The following is a 25,200-nucleotide window of genomic DNA, read 5'->3' as shown; positions in this document are numbered from 1 at the left end:
GGCACATAAGTACTCCCCAATACGCCGCCGCCATAATGCGCCCCATGACCAGCAACCCATTTTCCTTCGTGGGCATCATAGGCACCGGTGCCATGGGCCAGGGCATTGCCCAGATGGCGGCACAGGCCGGCAGCAATGTTCTTCTATTTGATGCCAAGCCTAACTCAGCAGGCGAAGCGATTGACCATATCAAGCAGCAATGGCTGCGCCTCGTAGGCAAGGGCCGCATTACCGAAAGCCAGGCCGGCGACTGGCAGGCGCGTTTGACGGCGGTGTCCTCGCTGGAAGGTCTGGCGCAATGCGACCTGATCGTCGAAGCCATTGTGGAACGGCTCGACGCCAAGCAGTCGCTTTTTGCACAGATGGAGCGCATTGTCGCCACAGATACCGTGCTGGCAAGCAACACGTCGTCGCTTTCGGTGACGGCCATTGGTGCGGCGCTGCAACACCCCCAGCGTCTGGCGGGTTTCCATTTCTTCAATCCCGTGCCGCTGATGAAGGTGGTGGAAGTCATCGCCGGCCTGCGCACGGACCCCGCCGTGTGCGAGCGGCTCGCCGCGCACGCCCGCTGCATGGGCCACACCCCGGTGCAGGCGCAGGACACGCCGGGCTTCATCGTCAACCATGCGGGACGGGGCTACGGCACCGAAGCGCTGCGGATCGTGAGCGAGGGCATTGCCGATTTCGCCACGGTGGACCGCATCCTGCGCGACCAGGTCGGCTTCAAATTGGGCCCCTTCGAGCTCATGGACCTGACCGCGCTCGACGTGTCGCACCCGGTCATGGAGTCGGTGTACCACCAGTATTTCGAGGAACCCCGCTACCGCCCCAGCGTGATCACCGCCCAGCGCCTGGCCGGCGGCATGCTCGGCAGGAAGACCGGCGAAGGCTTCTTCCGCTATGCCGACGGCGTGGCGCAGGTGCCCGCGGAGCCGGCCGCGCCGGTCGTGGACCACATACCGCCGGTCTGGGTGTCTCCCCGCGCCGCGCGGCGGGCCGAGCTGTACCAGTTGCTCAAGGACCTGGGCGCGCAGATCGAGACCGGCACCTCGCCCTCTCCCAACGCGATCACGCTGGTGGCGCCCCTGGGGTTCGACATCACCACGGTGGCCGTGGTGGAGCGGCTCGACCCCGCCCGCACCCTGGGCATCGACATGCTGGTGGAAGACGCCACCACCAGGCGCCGCGTGCTGGCCACCAACCCCGCCACGCGTGTGGACATCCGCAACGCGGCCCACGCGCTGTTCGCCCGCGACGGCAAGCCGGTGAGCGTGATCCGCGACAGCGGCGGCTTCGTCACGCAGCGCGTGGTGGCCACCATCGTGAACATCGCCAGCGACATCTGCCAGCAGGGCATCTGCAGCCCGGCCGACCTGGAAACGGCGGTCACGCTGGGCCTGGGGTATCCGCTCGGGCCGCTTGCGATGGGCAATCGCTGGGGGCCGACCAACATCCTCGAAGTGCTGTTCAACATGCAGACCGTGTATGGCGACACGCGCTACCGGCCCAGCCCGTGGCTGCGCCGGCGCGGCGCGATCGGGCTCAGCCTGCTGCACGAAGAAGAGTGAACCCACCGACCTTCCCTGCGGGCCGGCGCATCGCCGGTCCCACCCGCCTCTTTTTTACCTAAAGCGCCCATGCCCGCCCAACTCCAGAGCACCAGCCACGGCCAGACCCTCGTGCTGACCATCCGCCACCCGGAAATGCGCAACGCGCTCGATCCATCCATCTGCGCGGCAGGCATCGAAGCCCTGAACGGCACCGAGCGCAGCGCGGAGGTCCGCAGCGTGGTCATCACCGGCGCCGACGGCACGTTCTGCGCGGGCGGCAACCTGCAGCGGCTGCTGGCGCGGCGCCAGGAAGATGCCGAGTCGCAGGCGCAGGGCGTGGAAGCGCTGCACCACTGGATCGAAACCATTCGCGCCTACCCCAAGCCGGTGATCGCCGCTGTCGAGGGCGCAGCGGCCGGCGCTGGATTTTCGCTGGCGCTGGCCTGTGACCTCATCGTGGCGGCGCGCAACGCGACCTTCACCATGGCCTACAGCAGCATCGCGTTGTCGCCCGACGGTGGCGCAAGCTGGAGCCTCGCCAACGCCGTGCCGCGCCAACTGGCCAGCGAAATGCTCATGGGCGGCGGCAAGGTGGAGGCCGAACGCCTGCACGCCCTGGGCGTGGTCAACCGGCTGTCGCAGGCCGGCTCGGCCCTGGCCTGCGCGCTGGAGCTGGCAGACACCCTGAACGCACGCGCCCCCAATGCGCTGGCCAGCATCAAGGAACTGATCAGCGAGGCCCCGCAGAACACGCTGACCGCGCAGCTGGCCCAGGAGCGCCAGCACTTCGTGCGCAACCTGCAGCACCCCAACGCGGGTGAAGGCATTTCCGCCTTTCTGGAAAAGCGCCCAGCGCGCTATTAATAAGATAGCAACCAGGGCATATAAAACGCCGGCATCGGGCATTTCGCCTCGAATCGCCGCCCCTGAGCTCCACCATCGTCTTGCGCCGGCCCATCACGGCCGCGTCGCGGCGTGATCGTGCGCGTGTGCCAGACACGCAGGCGACAGCCCCGGGACAACGAGCAGCAGGCGCCCCGGTCCCGGGCGCGACAATGAAAGCGATACCAGTCACCCAAAAGACAGACCAATGGACGACCCCATTCTTACCATCGAAGAACGTGAAGCGATCAATACCGGTCGCTGGTTCTCTTCCCTCTCCCCTTCTCTGCGGCACGACATTCTCCGATGCGCGTACGTCAAACGCTTCAAGGACGGCGGCCTGATCGCCGCCCGCGGCGATCCGCCCGAGGAATGGATCGCGTGCGCTCGCGGCGCGGTACGGGTGAGCTCCACCTCCATCTCGGGCAAGCAGATCACGCTGACCTACGTGGAGCCCGGCATCTGGTTCGGCGACGTGGCGATCTTCGACGGGGACCGCCGCACGCACGATGCCTATGCTCATGGCGACACGACCATCCTGTGCGTGGCCAAGGCCGACTTCCGCAAGATCCTCAGCGCGCATGTGGAGTTCTACGAAGCCATGCTGCGCCTGCATGCGCGGCGCATCCGCCAGCTCTACGGCCTGGTGGAAGACCTCAACACCCTGCCCCTGCGCGCGCGGCTGGCCAAGCAGTTGCTGCACCTGGTGCGCAGCTACGGCATTCCCAGCCTCTCGGACGGGCGCGAGATGCGCATCGGCCTGCAACTGGCGCAGGAAGAGCTGGCGCAACTGCTGGGCGCCTCGCGCCAGCGCGTGAACCAGGAACTCAAATCGATGGAGCGCGAGGACGCCATCCGCATCGAGCCGGGCGGCCTCGTGGTGCGTGACCGCGAAGCCCTGATGCGCATCGCAGAAACCGACAACTGACCACCCCGCCGGCCTCCCACCTCCACCGCATTCCATGAGCAACTACGACCACTTCATCGGCACCCGGCCCGTCTCCGACCAGCATGCGTTCGACACCCGGGCCCTGAGCGACTGGCTGGGCCGGAACCTGGAGGGGTTCGCCGGACCGCTGGCGGTGGAGATGTTCAAAGGCGGCCAGTCCAACCCCACCTACAAGCTCCTGACCCCTGGCCGCAGCTACGTGATGCGCGCCAAGCCCGGGCCGGTCGCCAAGCTGCTGCCATCGGCCCATGCGATCGAGCGCGAGTTCGCGGTGATGAGCGGCCTGGCCGGCACCGACGTGCCCGTGCCGCGCATGCATGTGCTGTGCGAGGACGAGTCGGTGATCGGCCGGGCGTTCTACGTGATGGAGTTCATGGAAGGCCGCGTGCTGTGGGACCAGTCGCTGCCCGGCCTGCAACCGGCCGAGCGCGGCGCCATCTACGATGAGATGAACCGAGTGATCTCGGCACTGCACACGGTGCGTTTCGCCGACCGGGGCCTGGCCGGCTACGGCAAGCCGGGCAATTACTTCGACCGGCAGATCGGCCGCTGGAGCAAGCAGTACGTTGCCTCCATCACCCAGCCCATCGAGGCAATGGACCGGCTCATGGAATGGCTGCCCGCGCACATTCCAGAAAGCGCGCGCGACGAGAACCGCGTGTCCATCGTGCATGGCGACTTCCGGCTCGACAACCTGATGTTCCACCCCACCGAGAACCGCGTGATCGCGGTGCTGGACTGGGAGCTGTCCACCCTGGGGCATCCGCTGGCCGATTTCAGCTACCACTGCATGGCCTGGCACATCCCGCCGGGCATGTTCCGCGGCATCGCGGGGCTGGACATCGCGGCACTGGGCATTCCGGACGAGGCCGACTACATCCGCCGCTATTGCGAGCGCACCGGCTTCACCACGCCCGAGGCGCTGCGCGCCGACTGGAACTTCTACCTGGCCTACAACCTGTTCCGCCTGGCTTCGATCCTGCAAGGCATCGCCAAGCGGGTCGAGGCCGGCACCGCCTCCAGCGCCCAGGCACGCACCTCGGGCGAAGGCGCCCGGCCCCTGGCCCAGATGGCCTGGGGGTTTGCCCAGCGCATGTGAAACCACGGCCGGCGGTGCGGCACCGCCGGCCTGCCCCCAAGCCTTTCAACCGGAGGATCGCGATGGATTTTGACTACTCACCGAAGACCCAGGACCTGCAGGCGCGCCTGCGGCAGTTCATGGACGACCACATCTACCCTTCGGAGCCCGCCTATGCCGCCGAGCTGGCGGCCAACACCGCCACCGGCAAGCGCTGGACGGCACTGAACACCATCGAGCAGCTCAAGCCCAAGGCCCGCGCCGCCGGGCTGTGGAATCTGTTCCTGCCGGTGGACAGCGCCGCCGCATCGGGCTATGACGGCGCCGGGCTGACCAACCAGGAATACGCGCCGCTGGCCGAGATCATGGGCCGCGTGCCGTGGGCCAGCGAGGTGTTCAACTGCTCCGCGCCCGACACCGGCAACATGGAGACCATCGCCCGCTACGGCAGCGAGGAGAACAAGGCGCGCTGGCTCAAGCCGCTGCTGGAGGGGCAGATCCGCTCGGCCTTCGCCATGACCGAGCCCGACGTGGCCTCCAGCGACGCGACCAACATCGAGACGCGCATCGAGCGCCAGGGCGACGAATACGTCATCAACGGCCGCAAATGGTGGATCTCGGGGGCGGCGGACCCGCGATGCGCGGTGTTCATCACCATGGGCAAGAGCGATCCGGAAGCGGCCCGCCACTCCCAGCAGAGCATGGTGCTGGTGCCGGCCGACACGCCCGGCATCCGCGTCCTGCGCCCACTGAACGTGTTCGGCTACGACGACGCGCCCCACGGCCACGTGGAGATGGTGTTCGAGAACGTGCGCGTGCCCGCCTCCAACATCCTGCTGGGCGAGGGCCGCGGCTTCGAGATCGCCCAGGGCCGCCTGGGCCCGGGCCGCATCCACCACTGCATGCGGCTCATCGGCCTGGCCGAACGCGCGCTCGAGCTGATGTGCCGCCGCGCCAGCAGCCGCGTCGCCTTCGGCAAGCCGGTCTCGCAGCAGACGGTGACGCAGGAACGCATCGCCGAGGCCCGCTGCAAGATCGACATGGCCCGCCTGCTCACTTTGAAAGCGGCGTGGCTGATGGACGTGGCCGGCAACAAGGTCGCACGCACCGAGATCGCCATGATCAAGGTGGTCGCGCCCAGCATGGCCTGCCAGGTGATCGACTGGGCCATGCAGGTGCATGGCGGCGGCGGCATGTGCGACGACTTTCCGCTGGCCTATGCCTATGCCAACGCGCGCACCCTGCGCTTTGCCGATGGCCCGGACGAGGTGCACCGCAACGCCATCGCCAAGTGGGAACTGGGCAAGTACGGAACCTACGGCAGCAGCGTGGAGCCGCCCATCACGCGCGGCTGCTGACAGCCTGCCGGCCCCTGCCCTGCTAGTTTCTGCCGGCCTGGGGCAGGTGCTGCAGGGCGCCGCGGGCCGCCTCGTGCAGCAGCACCACCGCATCGGCCAGCGTCTGCAGGTGGTCTCCCGGGTATTCGATGCGCAGCGACACCTTGCCGCGCGCCACCATCAGCATCAGCGGCGGCGCTTTCGGCGCGCGCGTACCCGCTTCGTCGGGTTCGCCCTGGGCCGGCAGCAGCATCTCCAGCAGATGGGACACCATGGACGGCTGCACCCAGCGCTTGGCGTGCAGTCCACCCTCGCCCACCACCGCAAAGTGCTGCCAGAAAGGCAGCGGCACGCCGGGCCACGCCATCTCCTCGAACATGGCGAGCCAGCGCACTTCTTCGGGCAGGTCTCCCGGCAACGAGGTCTGCAGCGTGTCGGTGAAGGCACCGTAGGCTTCGCGCTCCAGCGCCTCCTTGAGCGGGCGGGAGACCAGCATCAGCGCCACGTCGGGCTCCACGCCCACATCGATGCGCGCGCGCAGTTCCGTGCCCCGCAGGTAGTGGCGCTGCGGCGCCCCGCACTCCAGGCGCCACGTGCGCCCTTCGTACTGACCCCGCATCAGGAACCCGCCCGGCTCCGCGGTTCGCGAGAAAGCCAGGCCCTGCGCAGCCGCCCACTGCTCGGTGTCCTGCAGCGACACGGGGCGCGGAGGATCGTCGGGGCGTGGGCCCAAGGCGAAGGCTTTGCGAAAGCGCTCGAACATGGTGTGAAAAAATCAGGGCAAAGGCTCGGCAGAAGCAGCCATTATTCGCCCAAACCCGCCACCGCTGCACACACACGCTAGCATGCACGGCACTTTCCACCCCTTGGGACTTTTTTGGGACTTCTTCGGTACCTGCCGGGCCGCTTCTGCCGGGTCGCCCCACATCGCCGCATGACCACGCCCTCCGCCACCCCGCCCCACACCGCCGCCCTCTCGCGCCGGGCCGCCATCGCCGCAGCGGCCCTGGGGCTGCTGCCCGCTGCCGGAGCAAGGGCCGGCGCCGGGGCGACCTGGCCGCCCGAGGGCACCTCCTACACCGCGGTGCAACTGGTGCGGTGGGTGCAGGGCACGGCCGACCATGGCGGCCTGCCGTTCGCCGTGATCGACAAGCTGGGCGCGCGCCTGCATGTCTTTGCCGCCGACGGGCGCTGGCGCGGCAGCGCGGCCGTGTTGCTGGGCTCCGCCCGCGGGGACACCTCGGTGCCCGGCATCGGTGACAAGCCCCTGTCGAAGATCCGGCCCGAGGAGCGCACCACCCCGGCCGGCCGTTTCATCACCGAGCCGGGACTGAACCTGCGCGGCGACGACATCGTCTGGATCGACTACGACGCCGCCGTGTCCCTGCACCGGCTGCGCAGCGTGAGCCCCGCAGAGCGCCGGCGCGAGCGGCTGGTGCATGGCAGCGCCGAGGACAAGCGGATTTCCTACGGCTGCGTGAATGTGGACGCGGCGTTCTACGACCGGCTCATCGCCCCCGTGTTCGGCCAGTCGGCGGGCGTGGCGTACATCCTGCCGGACACCTGGTCTTTTGCGACTGTTTTTGCAGCGGCCAGCGCTTACCCATAAAGCGGCGGCGGCCTGTTGGCCTCAAACGGCGGCGCGCTCCAGCCGGAACACCGGGCGGCGCTCGCCCACGGGCACGCCGCGCGCGCTCAGCAGCGGTGCGGCGCGCCAGGGCGCCAACGCGGCGCGCTGGGCGTCATTCATCCAGCCCAGCTGGTCCAGCACCTCGACGGCGGCGGCGATCTGCGCGGTCATGTTGCCGTCTAGGACCTTGAGCGCGAAGGCTTCGCCGCGGCTGCGGCTGCCCAGCACCTGCACGCCATCGGCGCCCGTCTTGGACACCCAGTCGCCCCCGCCGGCCCGCATGAAGTCGGCATCGTGCCGCCCCGTGCCCGAGCCCAGTGCAGGAAACGCCACCATGGCATCGGCCAGCGCCGCCAGGTGCGGGCTCAGGTCGCTGTCCTGCGGTGCTTCGCCGGCCAGCCGGGCGTAGCCCCGCGCCAGGTGCGCCAGCGGCATGGCGTAGTTGGGCGCCGAACAACCATCGATGCCCATCGCCAGGTCGCCGGGTGCGAGCCCCACGGCGCTGGCGACCTGCTCGCGCACCTGGATCTGCAGCGGGTGCATGGGGTCGGTGTAGTCGGGCAAGGAAAGGCCTTGCTGCACGCAGTACGCCACGAACCCCGCATGCTTGCCGCTGCAGTTGTGGTGGCGCTCGTCGTGCACGGCACCGGGCGCGACCGTACCCAGCCCGAGGGCTGCGAACAGGGGCACGTGGCAGCCGCAGCGCAGCACGGTGTGGTCCTGGCCCACGCTGTCGAGCATGCCCTGCACCACCTGCACGTGATGCGCCTCGCCGTTGTGGCTGGCGCACAGCAGTGCCAGCTCGCGCTCGCCCCAGGCGAGGGCCTGCACCCCGCCGGACTGCAGCAGCGGCAGGGCCTGGAAGGCCTTGATGGTGGAGCGGGTGAACACCCGGGCCCACGGGTCGCCCACCTGCGCGAGCAGCCGGCCCTGCCGGTCCACCACGGCCACCGAGCCGGCATGCAGGCTTTCGGGAATGCCGCCACGGGTGAGTTCAATCAACGGTGCATGGTGCATTGGGGCCGCTCGCTTTCGTTCTGGGAGTGGGCCTGCCCTCGGGCAGGCAGATGAAAAGATCCCGGTGCTGCCGCGTCAGTGCGGTAGCACGGTTCCGCCCGACACGCGAAAGCCCACGGTCGGCCCGCCGGCCGCCTTGCCCAGCGGCACCCCGAGCGCAATCACCCCGGTGCCATGCAGCAGGCAGGCGTCGCGGCGCAGGTTGACGACCGTGCTGCCGCCCCCGAAGTGCACCCAGGTGCCGAAGCTGCTGAGGTCGGTGAGCACGAAGGTGCCGTTGCGCCAGTCGATGCGGGCATGCAAGCGCGAGACGCGGGGGTCGCCCACATGCACCTGGGCCTGCGTGGCACGGCCCAGGTGCACGGGCGTCTGGGTGGACAGGAAGGCGCGGTGCGCGCCGCCCCAGGACAACTCCAGGCAGGCGCTGCCGGAATCGAGCGGCATCACCGTGCTGGGCAGCGCCGCCTGCATGGTGACCGAATCGCCCTCCTCGCCATCGCGCCATTCGACCTGGTACATGACGATGGGCTCGGACCGACCGCGCAGGTCCATGGCGCCCAGGCGCACGAACCAGGTGCCGTCCACCGACCCCGCCTGCTCCACGGTGCTTTCGGTGGCCCAGATCTCGCGCGGGCCGGCACGCTCGGACAACCGGGCGGCCACGTTGACCGCGTCGCCGTAGCAGTCGCCGTCCACCTGCACGATCTCGCCGCAGGCCAGGCCCGCGCGCAGGTCGAGGCGCAGTTCGCGCGGCCAGGCGTGCATGCGGTGGTGGTGGCTGCGCATCATCGCGGCCATGGCCGCCACGCCGGCCGCGCCGTCCTCGAACACGCAAAGCACGCCGTCGCCCAGCGTCTTGACCACGCGGCCGCCATGGGTGGTGACGGTCTCGCCGATCCAGTCGGTCAGCTGGGTGACGGCGGCGGTCGCGCGTGCGTTGCCCACGGCCTCGAACAGCGCGGTGCTGCCCGCGATGTCGGCGAACACGACGGTGTGCACCGTGCCGCCCGTCATGGCGCGGCCCTCCGGTCAGCGCCTGGCCGCGCGGTGGCGCCAGGGTTTTCAGCGATCAGGGATGCGTGCACACACGCGAACAGACGAGGCACGTAGAGGAAAGAATGGAAACGGAATGCAAATTATGGGGCCGGCATGGGCCGCATGCAGCGGGCCATGGAAGCGGCCCCCAGCGTTCCTCAGTGGGTGTGGCCCCAGTACAGCAGCGCGTCGCGCCCTTCGACCGACAGCGACACCGTGGCGCCCACGGGCAGCAGCACCTTGGTGGCGACATGGCCGTAAGGCAGGTTGGTCAGCACCGGCGCCTTGATCTGCGTGCGCAGCCAGTCCACCACGCTCTGCAGCTTGAAGCCCTTGTCGTGCGGTGCGAGCTTGTAGCCAGTGAACTGGCCCAGGATCACGGCCTTTTGCTGCGCCAGCACGCCCGCGTGCAGCAATTGCGTGAGCAGGCGCTCCACGCGGTAGGGGTGCTCGTTCACGTCCTCGATGAAGAGGATGCCGCCGCGCACCGCCGGCAGGTAGGGCGTGCCCACCAGCCCGGCCAGCACGGCGAGGTTGCCGCCCCAGAGCTGCGCGCTTTTCACGTAGATGTCGCGCACCGCGGGCTGGCCGGCGGCGTTGGGCTTTTCGGCGTTCATGCGCCAGCCGCTGCCCTCGCCGTGGCCAGTGAGCAGGTCGTCCAGGCAGGCCAGCATGATGTCGTCGGGCTCGCCTTCCGGACCCAGGTCCCCGCACAGAGAGGGGCCGGCCCAGGTGATGGCGCCGGTCTTGGCCAGCAGTGCGTTCTGGAACGCCGTGAAGTCGCTCACGCCAACGAAGCGCGTGCCCCCCGCGACCGCTTTGGCCACCGCCTTGTAGCGGATGCCCGGCAGGATGCGGGTGATGCCGTAGCCGCCGCGCGAGATCAGGGCCAGGTCGGCGCCGCTGGCCGCCGCGCGGTGGATGGCCGCCAGCCGGGTGGCGTCGTCGCCCGCGAAGCGCGTGTGCGTGGCCAGGGCATCGGCATCCACCTCGACCTCGTGCCCCAGGGCCTTCAGGCGGGCGATGCCGCGCTTGAACGCCGCCTTGTCGCGCACCGCGCCGGAGGGCGAGTAGATGTAGATGTGCCGGGGGCCGTGGTCGTGGCCGCAATGGGCGTGGTCGTCATGGGATGCAAGGGACAAGGCATTCAGGCCCCGCGGGCCTGCTCCGGTGGATACGGTGTGTGCGCCGGTGCGGGTCGGCGCGCTAGGGTCGGAAGTATTCCACAGCCCGCGCGGCGATTTCGGCGCCCTGCTCCGGCACGAAATGCCCCGCACCGGGCACCGCCAGCGGCGGCGGGCTGCCGCGCACCAGGGCCTGCACGGATTGCATGGCCGTGGGGCCCAGCGCGGCGTCCGGTGCACCGGCCACCAGCAGGCTGCGGCCTGCCCATTCGCCCTGCCAGAAGCGGCGGGCCGCCAGGGCTATGGCGGCGCCCTCGGGTTGCGCCGCCCCGGCCTGCGGCAGCGCCCGCAGCGCAGCGCGAAAGCCCACATCGGGAAACGGCGCATCGTAGGCCGCCTGCGCCTCGGGAGACAGGGGGCTGCCGGCCGCTTGCGCCACCAGGCGGCCCGCGCCCGCGCTGCGGCCGGCCCGGGCGCATTCCGCCTGCCATGCCTGCAGGCGATTGGACACCGGCGCATCGGCGCTGGCGAGCCAGGTGTTCATGGCCAGCAGGCCGTCGAACCGCCCGGGCAAGGCCATGGGCAGCGTCAGGCCCAGCGCCCCGCCCCAGCCCTGCACCACCAGCACGGTGTGGCGCAGGTCCAGCCGTTCAATCCATTCGATCAGCACCTGCCGGTGCCATTCAAAGCGGTGGGCAGCCTCTTTCTTGGGCTTGTCGCTGCGGCCGAAGCCGATGAGGTCGGGCACCACCATCCGGTCGCCCGCGGCGGCGAACACCGGCAGCATGTGGCGGTACAGGTAGCTCCAGGTGGGCAGGCCGTGCAGGCACAGCCAGGTGCGGGCGGCATCGCGCGGGCCCTCGTCCAGGTAGTGCAGGCGCAGGCCGGCGAGCGCGGGCAGGTCGCTCAGGTAGTGCGGCGCCCAGGGGTAATCGGGCAGGCCGGCGAAGGCGGCGTCCGGCGTGCGCAGCGCGTCGTCGCGCAGCGGGTGGGCCGACAGCGCCTGGGCACGCTGCTGGGTGCGCCGCGCGCGGAAAAAACCGCTGAGCAACTCGCCGCACTCCGGGGCCAGCACGCCGCGCCGCACCTGGGTGTGGTGGTTCAGCCGCGGCTCGGCGAACAGATCGACGACCGAGCCGGCCGCGCCGGTCTTGGCGTCCTGCGCCCCGTACACCACGCGCGGCAGGCGGGCGTGCAGCATGGCGCCGCTGCACATGGCGCAGGGCTCCAGCGTGACGTAGAGGGTGCATCCGTCCAGCCGGTAGTTGCCCAGGCGCGCCGCCGCCGCCCGCAACGCGGCGATCTCGGCGTGGGCGGTGGGATCGTGGCCGGCGATGGGGGCGTTGCGGCCCGTTGCGATGACTTCGCCGTTGCGCACCACCACCGCGCCCACCGGCACCTCGCCCGCCTCGGCCGCGGCACGCGCCTCGGCCAGGGCGTGGCGCATCCAGCGCGCATCTTCATCATCGGCCGAATCCATCATTTGCTATTATTTTTATAGCTATCAGGACATGGAAAACGCCGGCATGGGCACGATTTCACTTGGATTCGTCTTCCGGCATGGGGCGGGCCTGCTGCATGAGCGCCTCCATCTGCTGCTTGAACTGTTGCTGCACCTGCTGGCTCTGCTCGCGCACGTTTGCGGCCGAGGCCGCGCTGGCCGGCGGCTGGGCGCCCGGCACCGCGATGACGGGCACGGAGGCGCGCGTGGCGCCCATCTGCTTTTTCACGAGGACGGCGACGATCGCCAGGGCCACGAGCAGGCCCACGAGTCCGAATCCCATGCGCATGGTCAGTTCTCCGTGTGTTGCGCGACCGGCGGCGGCCCGATGCCCTGCCGCGCGCCGACTCCACCCTGCGCCCCATTCACGGGGTCACGGGATCGAAATCGCACGGGGAGTGGCATCGGCGGCGCCGCCGGACAGAGCCGCCACTGTAACGAAGAACAGCGCGCTGGCGGGCGCGCTCGGGGTGCAGGATCAGTTCAGCGCGACCCGGGCATTCGCCGGGTAGTGGTACAGCGTCACGGCCGGCGCCGTCAGCTCGCCCTTGGGCGTGAACGCGATGTTCGCCGTCACGCCCTTGTACTGGGTCTTGGCCAGGAATGGCGCGTAGACCTTGGGGTCCACCGAGTCGGCACGCTTCATCGCGTCCACCAGCACCATGGCCGCGTCGTAGGCGTACGGGAGCCTCTCACAACCCCATGTTTGACGAATCCGAATAGGGAGGAGTGGGCGCCAGTAGCCGTTTGAGCGTGATGAGGCCCAGCAACGGTCTGCGCCTGGGTGCATGAGGGGCCTTGCAGGCCCGGTGGCTCAGGCTTTCACCGTTTGCAGGCGCACTTGTGCCTTGCCAGTGGCGGGCTTGAAGAAAGCATCCACGCCCCGATGCAGGAACCAGGCCAGTCGCTTCATGTTGTAGCAGGCGGCCATCATCGTCATCCCCACCGTGGCGCGCGCCTGTCCGATGGTGCGCACGAACTTGCCCCCCAGGTGGCGGATACCGGCGAACACGTGCTCCACCTTGGCTCGTTTCTTTGCGATGCGCTGGTTGCGCCCCTTCTGGCATTCGCTCTGTGGTCGGCCCGCCTGCGCACGGCGCTGCATCGCATCCACGAATCCCAGCACTTTCAGCATCTGGCACCTTTGGCGGCTCGGGTAGGCTTTGTCCGCATGCACTGCCCGCCCGGTGTTGTGCATGTCCAGCACCTCATCGAAGTGGTGCCCGTCGTGCTCGCTGGCCGTGCCCGTGGCGAGGCGGCGGATGAAGCCGTGCTTGAGGTCCACGCTCACGCTGAGCTTGTAGCCGAAGTGGCTTTTGCCGTGCTTCTTCGTGTGCGTGGCCTCCACATCCTTTTGCCTGCGTCGCGCTTGGCTCCAGTCCGGCTGCCCGCCTTGTGCCAGCGTTCGCCGCTCCTGCTGGCCGATGTGCTGTCGGGGCGCGGGCACCAGCGTGGCATCAATGGCCTGCCCGCCCCGGGCGATGTAGCCGTGGCGCTGCAGTTGGGCATCCACCCCCTGGAACAAGGCCGTTGCCCCGCCCACGCCAAGGCGCTCGCCAAAGCGCCAGATCGTGTTGCGGTCCGGCACGTTCATCGCATCCTGCAACAGGCAAAACCGCTGGTAGCTCCCCCGGTCCAGCAACTGATACTCCATCTGCTCATCGGACAGGTTGTACAGCCGCTTCAACACCAGGATGCGCACCATCACCTCGGTGGGGTAGGCGGGCCGACCGCCCCGGCGGCCACCCCCGCGTTCGATCAAGGCATCCACCAGCCGGGCCAGTTCTGCGAAGTCGATGTGCCGCGCGATCACCTGCAGCGGATCGCCCACCTCATCTCTCTTGTGTTGGCGCGAGGCCTCAGCGAACAGGTCGAACTTCAGGGCGCTACGGGGAGTGATCATGGCAAAGGATGGAGCACGCATTCTCGATCAACAAGGGACCGGATGGGTTTTGAGAGGTTCCCGGACGGGCTGTAGATCTGGAACTGGCCGGGGAACTTGGCGTCGTAGCGCTTCTTCCATTCGGCGCCACCCTGCATCTTGGTGACCGAGGCCCCGCCCGTGGCGCAGGTCACGTTCTTGAGCACGGCCGCCTTGGACGACAGGTCGGGCAGCTTCTCGGTGCACAGCGCGTCGCCGCCGAAATACTTCACCGAGCCCAGGCCCAGCTGCTCCATCTGGCGCAGCATGGGGCCGGCCTGGGCATCGAGGCCGCCGTAGAAGATGCCGTCGGGCTTCTTGGACTTGATGGCGGTGAGGATGGCCATGAAGTCCGTGGCCTTGTCGTTGGTGAACTCCTCGGACACCACCGTCAGGCCCTTTTGCAGCGCCGTGGCCTTGAACACCGCCGCCACGCCCTGGCCGTAGGCCGTGCGGTCGTCGATGATCGCCACGGTCTTGAGCTTGAGGTGGTCCGCCGCGTAGAGAGCCAGCGCCGCGCCCAGCGCCCAGCGCGCTGTCGTTGGCGATCAGGCGGAAGGTCGTCTTGTAGCCGGGCTTGGTCAGGTCGGGGTTGGTGGCCGCGGCCGTGATGTGGGGCAGGCCGCACTTGTCGTAGATGGACGAGGCGGGAATGGACGTGCCCGACTGCAGGTGGCCGACCACCCCCGCCACCTTCAGGTCGCACAGTTTCTGCGCCACGCCCGTGGCCTGGCGCGGGTCGCCGGCATCGTCTTCGGCGGCCAGCTCGAAGCGGACCTTCTTGCCGCCGATCACCAGGTTCTGCGTGGTCAGGTCGTCCAGCGCCAGGCGCACACCGTTTTCGGTGTCCTTGCCGATGTGGGCGATGCCGCCCGACAGGGGGCCGGCGTGGCCGATCTTGACGGTCTGCACGTCCTGGGCCATGGCGGCGCCGCAGGCCACCAGGGCCGCGCAGGCCAGCGCGGTGGACCGCAGGGAAAAACTCAGTCGGGAAGCGTTCAGCACTCTCAAAGTCTCCATCCTTGTCGTTGGAAAGCCGCCGGGGCCGGCGGCAAGGCGTGCGTATGCTAGCCGCGCCACGCACCGGTTCCGGGATAAATCGCACCAATTCAGTGCAGATTGCGGGGCATTCGCGCCGCTAATGCCGGCCCGGGTAGGCACCGGCAGCGCCCGCTGGGATAATCGCGCCCCATGTCCCTGCTGCCCCACCAGATCGAACTGCTTTCCCCGGCGCGCGACGCCGACATCGGCATCGAGGCCGTCAACCATGGCGCCGACGCCGTCTACATCGGCGGCCCGGCCTTCGGCGCCCGGGCCGGCGCGGGCAACGATCTGCGCGACCTGGAGCGCTTGGTGCGCCATGCGCACCGCTTCCACAGCCGCATCTTCGTCACGCTGAACACCATCTTGCGGGACGACGAGCTGGAAGGCGCACGGCAGATGGCCTGGCAGGTATACAACGCCGGGGCCGACGCGCTCATCATCCAGGACATGGGCCTGCTGGAACTGGACCTGCCGCCTATCCAGTTGCACGCCAGCACCCAGACCGACATCCGCACGCCCGAGAAGGCGCGCTTCCTGCAGGACGCGGGCCTGTCGCAGATCGTGATCGCGCGCGAGCTGGACCTGCAGGAGATCGCCGCCGTGCGCGCCGCCACCGATCCGGCGCGCACCACCATCGAATTCTTCGTGCACGGCGCGCTGTGCGTGGCCTATTCCGGCCAGTGCTACATCACCCACGCGCACACCGGCCGCAGCGCCAACCGGGGCGACTGCAACCAGGCCTGCCGCCTGCCCTACGAGGTGCTGGACGGCAGCGGACGCATCATCGCCCACGAAAAGCACGTGCTGTCGATGAAGGACAACAACCAGAGCGACAACCTGCGGGCGCTCATCGATGCGGGCGTGCGCAGCTTCAAGATCGAGGGCCGCTACAAGGACATGGGCTACGTGAAGAACATCACGGCGCACTACCGCAAGCTGCTCGACGAGATCATCGAAGAGCGCGAGTTCTCGGCCGAGCCGCTGGCGCGCTCGTCGTCCGGGCGCACCACGTTCACCTTCACGCCCGATCCCGACCAGAACTTCAACCGCGAGTTCACCGACTACTTCGTCAAAGGACGCCAGGACGACATCGGCGCGTTCGACACACCCAAGACGCCGGGCCGCGCCATCGGGTGGGTCACCAAGGTGGGCGAGAACTTCGCCGAACTCGAACTGTCCAGCCCGGACACCGTGCTGCACAACGGCGACGGCCTGTGCTACTACGACCTGCAAAAGGAACTGGTGGGCCTGCAGATCAACCGCGCCGAGGCGGTCAACGCCCGGAAAGGCCTGTGGCGCGTGTTCCCCAAGGACCCCATCGCCGGCTTCAAGGACCTGCGCCGTGGGCTGGAGATCAACCGCAACCGCGATATGGACTGGGTGCGCACCCTCGACAAGAAGTCGAGCGACCGGCGCATCGGCCTGTGGGCGCAGCTGTCCGAAACGCCCGACGGCTTCGACCTCACGCTGACCGACGAGGACGGCTTCGTCGGCAGCGCGGCGATCGTGCACCCGCACCAGCGCGCCACCGATGGCCCCCAAGCCGAGGCCACGCTGCGCGAGCAACTCGGCCGCTTCGGCGCCACGGTGTTCTCCGTGCACGACATCGCCCTGAGCCTTTCGCAGCCCTGGTTCGTGCCGGCCTCGGCATTGAACCCGCTGCGCCGCGACGCGGTGGCCGCGCTCGAATCCGCACGCGCCGCCGGCCTCGTACGCCTGCCCCGCGCCAAGCCCGTCCAGCCCCCCGCACCCTTCCCCGAAGACACGCTCACCTATCTGGCCAACGTGTTCAACCAGAAGGCGCACGACTTCTACGTGAAGCACGGCGTGAAGGTGATCGATGCGGCCTACGAGTCGAAGGAAGAGGAAGGCGAAGTCAGCCTGATGATCACCAAGCACTGCGTGCGCTTTTCCATGAGTCTGTGCCCCAAGCAGGCCAAGGGCGTGATCGGCGTGAAGGGCACCATCAAGGCCGAGCCGCTGCAGCTCATCAACGGCAAGGAAAAGCTCACCCTGCGCTTTGACTGCAAGCCGTGCGAGATGCACGTCGTGGGCAAGATGAAGAAGTCGGTGCTCAACCAACACGCGCGCGACATGCAGGCGGTGCCGATGCAGTTCTACCGCACACGACCTGTGACGGTATAGCACCGTTGCAACGCGGCTTTGGCCGCCGCCGCATGTCCCGGGACATTCGCCCCGGCTACACCCGACCCCCATCAGCCTCAAACGGAGGGCCAGAGTCTGCGGCCGAGAACAGCCCGCGAGGTGCGGTCTTGCCTAGTGGTGTGAACCGGAAGTTCGTATGCAGAACTCTGCAACGGACTGAAGGATTTGATCGGCCGTCTTGGTCCAGACGAAGGGCTTGGGATTGACGTTGTTGGTAGCCACGTAGGCGCGGATGGCGTTCTCCAGGGCGCGGGTCGAGGGGAATCTCCCGCGCTTGAGCCGACGCGCCGTGAGGATCGAGAACCAGCATTCCACCAGGTTGATCCAAGAGGCCGAGGTGGGCGTAAAGTGCAGGTGCACACGCGTATGCCTGAGCAGCCAGCGCTGGATGATCGGGCTCTTGTGGGTGCTGGCATTGTCGAGCACGAGATGCAGTTCGAACTCCGCGGGCGTGGCACGTTCGACGGTCTGCAGGAAGTGACGGAACTCCACGCTGCGATGACGTCGGTGGACCTCGGCGATGACCGTGCCGGCCTTGACATCGAGGGCGGCAAAGAGGTCTGTCGTGCCGTGTCTCAGGTAGTCATGCGTGTGGCGCTCCGGCTGGCCCGGTTGCATGGGTATGGCCGGAGCGGTATCACTGTGGGCCTGGATGGAGGGCTTCTCGTCCACGCACAGCACCAGAGCGCGCTCGGGTGGATGCAAGTACAACCCCACGATGTCACGCACCTTGTCGACGAAGTACGGGTCGGTGGAGAGCTTGAAGCCTTCGGTGCGATGCGGCGCCAATGCAAAGGCACGCCAGATGCGCGAGATGGTGGTCTGGCTCAGTCCCAGATGAGCGGCGAGCGTACGGGTGGACCAATGGGTGGCATTCTCTGGCACGGTCTCCAGCGTCGTGGTGATCACGGCCTCGACCTGCTCGTCCAGGATCGTGCGCGGAGCGCCTGAGCGGGGTGCATCGTCGAGGCCGGCAATGCCATGCTGGGCAAAGCGCCGACGCCACTTCGACACCGTCATCAGGCTCAAACCCATGGCTTCGGCAATCGCCGTGTTGGTCGCTGCTGAATCGGCACAGGCCAGCACGATGCGTGCTCGCAGCGCCAAGGCCTGGGCGGTCTTGCGACGGCGTGACCAACCGAGCAACACAGCTCGGTCGGCTTCGCTCAACTCGATAGCAACGGCATGCGGTCGGGCCATGATGTGCTCCCGGGCTGCAAAAAACAGCCGCCAGAAACACATCATAGAAGTTCATGCGAATCTCTGGTGCACACCGGCTTTGTTGCACAAATCGCGATGCTGATGCCCGTAGACTGACTGCGTGACAGAGACGAAGAACAGGCAGCGGAGCAAGTACCGCACGACGAACTGGAAGGCGTACAACGCGGCGCTGAAAGCGCGAGGCTCGTTGACGATGTGGCTAGATGAGGGCATGCAGTGGTTTGGCACGCCGACCGGCAGGCGTGGACGCAGCCGAACCTTCTCGGACGCAGCAATCCAGTTCTGCCTGAGCATCAAGTGCCTGTTCGGCCAGCCCTTGCGACAGGCGCTGGGCATGGTGCAGAGCCTGCTGCGGCTGGCAAAGCTGGACTGGCCGGTACCTGACTTCAGCACTGTTTGCCGGCGCCAAAAGACCTTGCAGGTCGAACTGAGCTACCAGCGAACCAACTCGCCGCTGCAGTTGCTGGTGGACAGCACCGGCATCAAGTTCCTGGGCGAAGGAGAGTGGAAACGCAAGAAGCATGGTGCTGAATACCGGCGCGAATGGCGCAAGGTCCATCTGGGCATCGACGCGCAGACGCTGGAAATACGCGCCATCGAGGTGACCAGCAACGCCATTGGGGATGCGCCGATGTTGCCCGGGTTGCTGGCTCAGATTCCCACTGACGAATCCATCGAAAGCGTCAGTGCCGATGGCGCCTACGACACGCGCGCCTGCCTGGACGCCATTGCCGAGCGGCACGCGATGGCGGTGATCCCGCCCCGCAAGAACGCCAGCCATTGGAAGAAGTCGAGTCCGGGCTCGGCGCATCGTAATGAGGCCATTCGGGCGTGCCAGCGCCTGGGTCGCGGCATTTGGAAGAAGTGGAGCGGCTACCACCGGCGCAGCCTTGTGGAGACGAAGATGCACTGCTTCAAGCGACTGGGCGAACGGGTGATCGCGCGCACGTTCGACCGCCAGGTTGTGGAGCTGCATGTCCGCGTGGCCTTGCTCAATCGGTTCAGTCAGATCGGCCGTCCTCACACCGTGTCGGTGACTGCTGTGGCATAGGTCCGTCTGGGGTTGGGGTCATGCCGTCTGCAATTCGATTTGTGCAACAGCGCCGTGCACACCACTAGTGACGTTGACCTACTTGCTCAGTCCCGATTATATGTCTGACGAAACCGATCTTCATAGACATCGGTATGCCCGGTTTCACGTTGAACACCCAAATAATCTTCGAAGGAGCTGAAAGCCGCTTCAAAGCCGCCCTGTTCGTTTCTCTCGGAAAACCAACGATCTGGATTGTTTGCTTCTCCATGCTGTTCCAGTGCGCTATACGCTTGGCGGAAAACCTCAGCATGCGATTGTGCGCTGTCATACTCAATTCTCTCGTATTCTTGCGCAAAGGATCTAGCATTCATTCCGCCTTGATCTGCAAGCCATGCCACTTCATTCGCCGACTGTGCTCGCGAGAGATTATTCAACTCCACCGTCAAGGCACTCACCAGCGAGGGCCCGTCCCCGCTTCCGGAGTTCGCCAGTGTGCCGGGGGCAATGTAAATGATTCGATTAAGGACATCCGTATATGCGGGACTGTCATCATTTGGCGCAATTCTAATTTGCCCGCCGCCTTCGGCAATCACCGTGTCCGCGACAGTTCTGAATTCCGACGACTGCTGATACACGGAGCCCAAGACACCCATCGCATGTGTCAGTCTGGAGTCGAGTGGCCGAGGGAGATCGATGCCCCGCAAGACGGCCATCCAACCTGATCGTTGTGTAGAACTGCTGGACGAGGAAGGAGAACGCCTAGCAAGGCCGCTGAACTGGCTGTGACCATGTCTTTCAGAAGTACGTTCGGGAGAACTTGCCGATGAAGATGCGTTTGACGAGGCGTTGCCGTAAGTTCCGCCGGTGCGAGTTTGCTTGGGGCCAGAAATGCAATTTCCCATGATTTATCCAAAAGCCCTAATTTTATTTGTCACATTTAGGACTTTGAATTTGATGCGAAACTATTGGTGCAAAACCGAAAATGCAGAAACAATGTTTCTGTGGTCTTACCCCGAAGGCCATTTTTTTGGTGCCTGCAAAAATCGACAGACGCTGAGCGTTCCAATGCATCGTGTGCGCACTGCATGTAACTTTCCAGTCAAACCTACAGCGGTGCAAGCCAGAGTCAATGGGAGATCAGCGGCACGTCGATGCCGGAAGCAGTCACCAGGAATCCGCTCGCTGTCGCATCGACGGGGCGCTGTTGCACAAATCGAATTGCAGACGGCATGACCCCAACCCCAGACGGACCTATGCCACAGCAGTCACCGACACGGTGTGAGGACGGCCGATCTGACTGAACCGATTGAGCAAGGCCACGCGGACATGCAGCTCCACAACCTGGCGGTCGAACGTGCGCGCGATCACCCGTTCGCCCAGTCGCTTGAAGCAGTGCATCTTCGTCTCCACAAGGCTGCGCCGGTGGTAGCCGCTCCACTTCTTCCAAATGCCGCGACCCAGGCGCTGGCACGCCCGAATGGCCTCATTACGATGCGCCGAGCCCGGACTCGACTTCTTCCAATGGCTGGCGTTCTTGCGGGGCGGGATCACCGCCATCGCGTGCCGCTCGGCAATGGCGTCCAGGCAGGCGCGCGTGTCGTAGGCGCCATCGGCACTGACGCTTTCGATGGATTCGTCAGTGGGAATCTGAGCCAGCAACCCGGGCAACATCGGCGCATCCCCAATGGCGTTGCTGGTCACCTCGATGGCGCGTATTTCCAGCGTCTGCGCGTCGATGCTCAGATGGACCTTGCGCCATTCGCGCCGGTATTCAGCACCATGCTTCTTGCGTTTTCACTCTCCTTCGCCCAGGAACTTGATGCCGGTGCTGTCCACCAGCAACTGCAGCGGCGAGTTGGTTCGCTGGTAGCTCAGTTCGACCTGCAAGGTCTTTTGGCGCCGGCAAACAGTGCTGAAGTCAGGTACCGGCCAGTCCAGCTTTGCCAGCCGCAGCAGGCTCTGCACCATGCCCAGCGCCTGTCGCAAGGGCTGGCCGAACAGGCACTTGATGCTCAGGCAGAACTGGATTGCTGCGTCCGAGAAGGTTCGGCTGCGTCCACGCCTGCCGGTCGGCGTGCCAAACCACTGCATGCCCTCATCTAGCCACATCGTCAACGAGCCTCGCGCTTTCAGCGCCGCGTTGTACGCCTTCCAGTTCGTCGTGCGGTACTTGCTCCGCTGCCTGTTCTTCGTCTCTGTCACGCAGTCAGTCTACGGGCATCAGCATCGCGATTTGTGCAACAAAGCCTCCCTCACGCCGCTCCAGCCCACCGCGTGCCTGCTCAAGTGGCGGCACTGGCTAATTTTCTTCCTCAGACTCCTCAGTCCCGTCACCTTGATATCGTTCATTGTTGGGATTCAGTTGATTCGAGTGATTGTCATTAGCGTGATCGTAAGCATCGTTGTTAGGGTTCAACGAGTCAGAGCGGTCATCATTCGGTGTGCGTCCCATGAATGTCTCCTTAAAATATAAAGTCCGATACACTATACAGCAGTTGAATAACCGAAAACGCGGTATCGGAGTATCGCGGAAAAAACAGTTCCTAGGAATTTCAATTTGTGCCCTATGACCAAGACCAACGTGGATGTATGGAGTCAAAAGACAAGTGCAAAATACAAGAAAGATCGCGATGAAACTCCCTGTTCGACTAGTGGTCTCTACCAAGATGATGCTTCGGTTGGCGGTGAGATTGCTGGCGACCGTAGCGGCATGTGCAAGCCTTCAGCCCGTGGCTGCGCAGGCTGCGCAGAACACTTGGACGCTGGCCTCGGGCTACCCAAAGGAGCTTTTTCACGGCGTGAACCTGCGCCAATTCGCGCAGAACGTCAATGACCGGTCCAAGGGCGGCCTGGTCATCGAAGTGCGCACTGACGGCATTGCCGCCAGTCCCTCCGAGATCGTGGGCAAAGTCCGCTCCGGAGATCTGGCTGCGGGAGAGGTCCTTCTCAGTTCCATGGCCAGCGACACCCGGATCGCCGGCGCGGATGCCATCCCCTTCATCGTCCACAGCTACGACGATGCCTTGCGGCTGTGGAATGCGCAGCGCCCCATCCTGCAGGAGGCCTTGGACAAGCAGGGCCTGGTGATCCTTTACGCCGTGCCCTGGCCGGCCCAGGGCTTGTTCACCACCCGCCCAGTGCGAAGCATCGCTGATCTGCGCGGGTCGAAGATGCGCACCTACAACCCCAGCACGGTGCGCCTGGCTCAACTCATGGACGCCACGCCCGTGGACGTGCCTACGCAGGCCATCGGCGCGGCTTTCAAGGACCAGCGGCTGGACACCATGTTCACATCGCCCGCGACCGGGGTGGACTCGAAGTTGTGGGAGGGACCGGCCAAGTACTTCTACAACGTGCGCGGCTGGTATCCGAAGAACATCGTGATCGCCAACAAGGCCAAGTGGGCCGCGCTTTCCGAGGCAAACCGGAAGACTGTGATGGCGGCGGCGGATGAAGCGCAAAAGCGCGGCTGGATGGCCAGCGAAGCGGCATCCACGGTCTCGATGGCGGAGCTGACGAGCAAGGGCATCAAGGTGGACACGCCCGAGCCCGAGCTGCGCAACGAGCTGCGGCGCATCGGAGAGAAGTTTTCCGTCGAATCCCTGCGGGAGACGGGTGCCGAGGGCAACCGCATGCTGATCCCTTACTTCTCCAATCAGGGCTCTGCGTCCACACCTTATACAAAGTAGCAAAGTTGGGGCGGCTGGCCGGGCTTTGTTGCACAAACCGAATCGAGCGCGTTATGACCCCAGCCCCAGGCGCACTCATGCCACAGCCGCCACCGCGACGGTTTCAGGCCGTCCAAGCTGGCTGAACCGGTTCAGCAGCGCAACTCGGACATGCAGCTCAACCACCTGACGCTCAAACGTTCGTGCCATGACCCGCTCGCCCAAGCGCTTGAAGCAGTGCATCTTGGTCATTTGCGCCAGCAACTGCGGCAGCATGGGCGCATCTCCAATGGCGTTGCTGGTGACCTCGATGGCCCGGATCTCCAGTGTCTGAGCATCGAGGCTTTGTTGCACAAATCGCGATGCTGATGCCCGTAGACTGACTGCGTGACAGAGACGAAGAACAGGCAGCGGAGCAAGTACCGCACGACGAACTGGAAGGCGTACAACGCGGCGCTGAAAGCGCGAGGCTCGTTGACGATGTGGCTAGTGTCCTGTCCCGTTAATTCGCCCGCATAGTCTGGCGAGTTTTTCGAGGATGGAGTCTGCTGTAGCTGTCCAAGTAAACGGCTTTGTTGCACAAAGCGATGCAGCTCGCTGGTAGTCTGACCAGATGAGTGAAGGCAAGAAGATGCGGACCCGCTACCGCACGACAAACTGGGCACAGTACAACGCGGCATTGAAGGCCCGTGGATCGCTGACGATGTGGCTGGATAGGGGGATGCAGTGGCTGGCTGAGCCCAAAGGCAAACGCGGTCGCAACCAAACGTTCTCGGATGCCGCGATCCAGTTCTGTCTGAGCATCAAGTGCCTGTTTGGTCAGCCCCTTCGCCAAGCGCTTGGCATGGTCCAAAGCCTGCTCAAGCTGGCTGGGGTGAACTGGCCGGTCCCTGACTTCAGCACGGTCTGTCGGCGCCAAAAGGATCTGCAAGTCCAACTGAACTACCAGCCGAGGAGCTCACCGCTGCACCTGCTGGTGGACAGCACAGGCATTAAGTTCCTGGGAGAAGGTGAATGCAAGCGCAAAAGGCACGGGGCCGAATACCGGCGCGAATGGCGTAAGGTTCATTTGGGCATCGATGCTCAGACACTGGAGATCCGGGCCATCGAGGTCACCAGCAACGCCATTGGAGATGCGCCCATGCTGCCGCAGTTGCTGGCGCAAATTGAGGTCGATGAGCCCATCGCCAGTGTCAGTGTCAGTGCTGACGGAGCTTATGACACGCGGGCCTGTCTGGACACCATTGCCAGACGAGGTGCACAGGCCGTGATCCCGCCACGCAAGAACGCCAGTTTCTGGAAACGGGCCAGTCCCGGGTCAGCCAGCCGTAACGAAGCCGTACGGGCCTGCAGGCGCCTGGGCTGGCGTATCTGGAAGAGCTGGAGCGGCTACCACCGGCGCAGCCTGGTGGAGACCAAGATGCACTGCTTCAAGCGCTTGGGCGAGCGGGTCATGGCACGAACGTTTGAGCGTCAGGTGGTTGAGCTGCATGTCCGAGTTGCGCTGCTGAACCGGTTCAGCCAGCTTGGACGGCCTGAAACCGTCGCGGTGGCGGCTGTGGCATGAGTGCGCCTGGGGCTGGGGTCATAACGCGCTCGATTCGGTTTGTGCAACAAAGCCCCTCCAAGGGGCCTTTCTCTAGTGTGGTGGCAAGTGGGGTTGGTACGAAAAGGGTAAACAACCGGTGCTGATCGTTGGTGAGCCTCAGTTCCATGTCTCGATGATGACGTTCGACAAGGTCCGTGGCCGTCTGTCTGGTGATACAAGCGACAGCATTCCGTTCTTCTATGCCGGATTTTTGGATTGCGCTCGAAGTGCAGAACCTGGGGTTCGGGCGACCTACGTCTGAAAGCGCGAACCCCCTTAGGGAATTCGTTGGCTGTCAGGTTTGGAACCGCTTGAACTTCCGCTTTGGGCCCGTTGCTGCCGCTCAGTTCTCGCGCAAAGGAGGCGGCTTTCGAGTGATTGCCGCCGGTCGCCGTGCTCGATCCCAGCGGCAGGGATCGGCCATTCCAATAAGGCTGAAAGTTAGCTGGTGCACTA

Annotated in this window: 21 protein-coding genes and 5 pseudogenes; 12 read left to right on the top strand and 14 right to left on the bottom strand. The window is 65.9% G+C overall.

Annotated features, from left to right (window positions below; genetic code table 11):
* Nucleotides 1-44: 44 nt before the first annotated feature.
* From M5C96_RS11990 to M5C96_RS11970, 5 genes are all read left to right on the top strand, one after another.
* On the top strand, nucleotides 45-1,568 hold the full coding sequence (locus M5C96_RS11990; RefSeq protein WP_272569308.1) for a 3-hydroxyacyl-CoA dehydrogenase: 1,524 nt from the start codon (nucleotides 45-47) through the stop codon (nucleotides 1,566-1,568).
* Nucleotides 1,569-1,637: 69 nt separating this feature from the next.
* Complete coding sequence (locus M5C96_RS11985; RefSeq protein WP_272569307.1) at nucleotides 1,638-2,414, top strand: oxepin-CoA hydrolase, alternative type; 777 nt, start codon at nucleotides 1,638-1,640, stop codon at nucleotides 2,412-2,414.
* A gap of 226 nt (nucleotides 2,415-2,640) precedes the next feature.
* Nucleotides 2,641-3,360: a Crp/Fnr family transcriptional regulator gene (locus tag M5C96_RS11980; protein ID WP_092743762.1), complete on the top strand. Its 720-nt coding sequence runs from the start codon at nucleotides 2,641-2,643 to the stop codon at nucleotides 3,358-3,360.
* A 34-nt stretch (nucleotides 3,361-3,394) separates the two neighbouring features.
* Nucleotides 3,395-4,480: a phosphotransferase gene (locus M5C96_RS11975; RefSeq protein ID WP_272569306.1), complete on the top strand. Its 1,086-nt coding sequence runs from the start codon at nucleotides 3,395-3,397 to the stop codon at nucleotides 4,478-4,480.
* A gap of 62 nt (nucleotides 4,481-4,542) precedes the next feature.
* A complete protein-coding gene (locus M5C96_RS11970) occupies nucleotides 4,543-5,817 on the top strand; it encodes an acyl-CoA dehydrogenase family protein (protein ID WP_272569305.1) in 1,275 nt (424 codons plus the stop codon).
* Between the two features lie 22 nt (nucleotides 5,818-5,839).
* Here the strand turns inward: M5C96_RS11970 and M5C96_RS11965 are convergent, their stop codons facing one another.
* Nucleotides 5,840-6,559: a hypothetical protein gene (locus M5C96_RS11965; protein WP_272569303.1), complete on the bottom strand. Its 720-nt coding sequence runs from the start codon at nucleotides 6,557-6,559 to the stop codon at nucleotides 5,840-5,842.
* A 171-nt stretch (nucleotides 6,560-6,730) separates the two neighbouring features.
* Between M5C96_RS11965 and M5C96_RS11960 the strand changes: the two genes are divergently transcribed.
* Nucleotides 6,731-7,405 (top strand): hypothetical protein, encoded by a 675-nt coding sequence (locus M5C96_RS11960; RefSeq protein WP_272569302.1) that lies wholly within the window; start codon nucleotides 6,731-6,733, stop codon nucleotides 7,403-7,405.
* Nucleotides 7,406-7,426: 21 nt separating this feature from the next.
* Here M5C96_RS11960 and M5C96_RS11955 read toward each other — a convergent pair whose 3' ends face one another.
* The 8 genes and pseudogenes from M5C96_RS11955 to M5C96_RS11920 form a co-directional block, all read right to left on the bottom strand.
* Nucleotides 7,427-8,428 carry an asparaginase gene (locus tag M5C96_RS11955; protein WP_336297896.1) on the bottom strand — a complete coding sequence of 334 codons (1,002 nt, stop codon included), beginning with the start codon at nucleotides 8,426-8,428 and terminating at the stop codon, nucleotides 7,427-7,429.
* 90 nt (nucleotides 8,429-8,518) lie between these two features.
* Nucleotides 8,519-9,457 (bottom strand): adenylate/guanylate cyclase domain-containing protein, encoded by a 939-nt coding sequence (locus M5C96_RS11950; RefSeq protein WP_272569299.1) that lies wholly within the window; start codon nucleotides 9,455-9,457, stop codon nucleotides 8,519-8,521.
* Nucleotides 9,458-9,636: 179 nt separating this feature from the next.
* Complete coding sequence (locus M5C96_RS11945; protein ID WP_272569298.1) at nucleotides 9,637-10,620, bottom strand: LD-carboxypeptidase; 984 nt, start codon at nucleotides 10,618-10,620, stop codon at nucleotides 9,637-9,639.
* 64 nt (nucleotides 10,621-10,684) lie between these two features.
* Nucleotides 10,685-12,082 (bottom strand): tRNA adenosine(34) deaminase TadA, encoded by a 1,398-nt coding sequence (tadA, locus tag M5C96_RS11940; RefSeq protein ID WP_272569297.1) that lies wholly within the window; start codon nucleotides 12,080-12,082, stop codon nucleotides 10,685-10,687.
* A gap of 58 nt (nucleotides 12,083-12,140) precedes the next feature.
* Nucleotides 12,141-12,392 (bottom strand): hypothetical protein, encoded by a 252-nt coding sequence (locus M5C96_RS11935; protein ID WP_272569296.1) that lies wholly within the window; start codon nucleotides 12,390-12,392, stop codon nucleotides 12,141-12,143.
* A 189-nt stretch (nucleotides 12,393-12,581) separates the two neighbouring features.
* Nucleotides 12,582-12,788 (bottom strand): annotated as a pseudogene (locus tag M5C96_RS11930) (branched-chain amino acid ABC transporter substrate-binding protein); the annotation flags it as partial.
* Nucleotides 12,789-12,917: 129 nt separating this feature from the next.
* On the bottom strand, nucleotides 12,918-14,003 hold the full coding sequence (locus tag M5C96_RS11925; protein ID WP_272569564.1) for an IS5 family transposase: 1,086 nt from the start codon (nucleotides 14,001-14,003) through the stop codon (nucleotides 12,918-12,920).
* Nucleotides 14,004-14,071: 68 nt separating this feature from the next.
* Nucleotides 14,072-15,029, bottom strand: a pseudogene (locus M5C96_RS11920) (branched-chain amino acid ABC transporter substrate-binding protein); the annotation flags it as partial.
* 186 nt (nucleotides 15,030-15,215) lie between these two features.
* Here M5C96_RS11920 and M5C96_RS11915 point away from each other — a divergent pair.
* A complete protein-coding gene (locus M5C96_RS11915) occupies nucleotides 15,216-17,213 on the top strand; it encodes a peptidase U32 family protein (RefSeq protein WP_272569295.1) in 1,998 nt (665 codons plus the stop codon).
* Nucleotides 17,214-17,345: 132 nt separating this feature from the next.
* On the opposite strand, the gene M5C96_RS11910 is transcribed toward M5C96_RS11915, so the two are convergent.
* The gene (locus M5C96_RS11910) at nucleotides 17,346-18,434 is read right to left on the bottom strand and encodes an IS630 family transposase (RefSeq protein ID WP_272564207.1); all 1,089 of its coding nucleotides are present in this window, start codon (nucleotides 18,432-18,434) and stop codon (nucleotides 17,346-17,348) included.
* A 121-nt stretch (nucleotides 18,435-18,555) separates the two neighbouring features.
* Between M5C96_RS11910 and M5C96_RS11905 the strand changes: the two genes are divergently transcribed.
* Complete coding sequence (locus tag M5C96_RS11905) at nucleotides 18,556-19,506, top strand: IS5 family transposase (RefSeq protein ID WP_272563652.1); 951 nt, start codon at nucleotides 18,556-18,558, stop codon at nucleotides 19,504-19,506.
* An 86-nt stretch (nucleotides 19,507-19,592) separates the two neighbouring features.
* Here M5C96_RS11905 and M5C96_RS11900 read toward each other — a convergent pair whose 3' ends face one another.
* Nucleotides 19,593-20,141, bottom strand: coding sequence for a hypothetical protein (locus M5C96_RS11900; protein WP_272569294.1), 549 nt, complete (start codon nucleotides 20,139-20,141; stop codon nucleotides 19,593-19,595).
* Between the two features lie 598 nt (nucleotides 20,142-20,739).
* Nucleotides 20,740-21,690: pseudogene (locus M5C96_RS11895) on the bottom strand (IS5 family transposase).
* A gap of 527 nt (nucleotides 21,691-22,217) precedes the next feature.
* Here M5C96_RS11895 and M5C96_RS11890 point away from each other — a divergent pair.
* A complete protein-coding gene (locus tag M5C96_RS11890) occupies nucleotides 22,218-23,177 on the top strand; it encodes a TRAP transporter substrate-binding protein (protein WP_272569293.1) in 960 nt (319 codons plus the stop codon).
* Nucleotides 23,178-23,252: 75 nt separating this feature from the next.
* Here the strand turns inward: M5C96_RS11890 and M5C96_RS11885 are convergent.
* A pseudogene (locus M5C96_RS11885) lies at nucleotides 23,253-23,516 on the bottom strand (IS5/IS1182 family transposase); the annotation flags it as partial.
* Nucleotides 23,517-23,543: 27 nt separating this feature from the next.
* On the opposite strand from M5C96_RS11885, the pseudogene M5C96_RS11880 reads away from it, so the two are divergent.
* Nucleotides 23,544-23,645, top strand: a pseudogene (locus M5C96_RS11880) (IS5/IS1182 family transposase); the annotation flags it as partial.
* Here the strand turns inward: M5C96_RS11880 and M5C96_RS11875 are convergent.
* Nucleotides 23,643-23,783, bottom strand: a complete 141-nt coding sequence (locus M5C96_RS11875) for a hypothetical protein (protein WP_272569292.1) — start codon at nucleotides 23,781-23,783, stop codon at nucleotides 23,643-23,645. The pseudogene M5C96_RS11880 and the gene M5C96_RS11875 sit on opposite strands and share 3 nt — an antisense overlap.
* On the opposite strand from M5C96_RS11875, the gene M5C96_RS11870 reads away from it, so the two are divergent.
* Nucleotides 23,770-24,723, top strand: coding sequence for an IS5 family transposase (locus tag M5C96_RS11870; protein ID WP_272563677.1), 954 nt, complete (start codon nucleotides 23,770-23,772; stop codon nucleotides 24,721-24,723). The genes M5C96_RS11875 and M5C96_RS11870 overlap by 14 nt on opposite strands.
* 118 nt (nucleotides 24,724-24,841) lie before the next feature.
* Complete coding sequence (locus M5C96_RS11865; protein WP_272569290.1) at nucleotides 24,842-25,006, top strand: hypothetical protein; 165 nt, start codon at nucleotides 24,842-24,844, stop codon at nucleotides 25,004-25,006.
* Nucleotides 25,007-25,200 lie beyond the last annotated feature (194 nt).

Origin of the sequence: Acidovorax sp. GBBC 1281 (genome assembly GCF_028473645.1) — a bacterium.
In the GTDB taxonomy this organism is placed as follows: domain Bacteria; phylum Pseudomonadota; class Gammaproteobacteria; order Burkholderiales; family Burkholderiaceae_C; genus Paracidovorax.
Note: the sequence above shows the minus strand (reverse complement) of the source record. Positions and strands in the feature narration are given on the sequence as shown.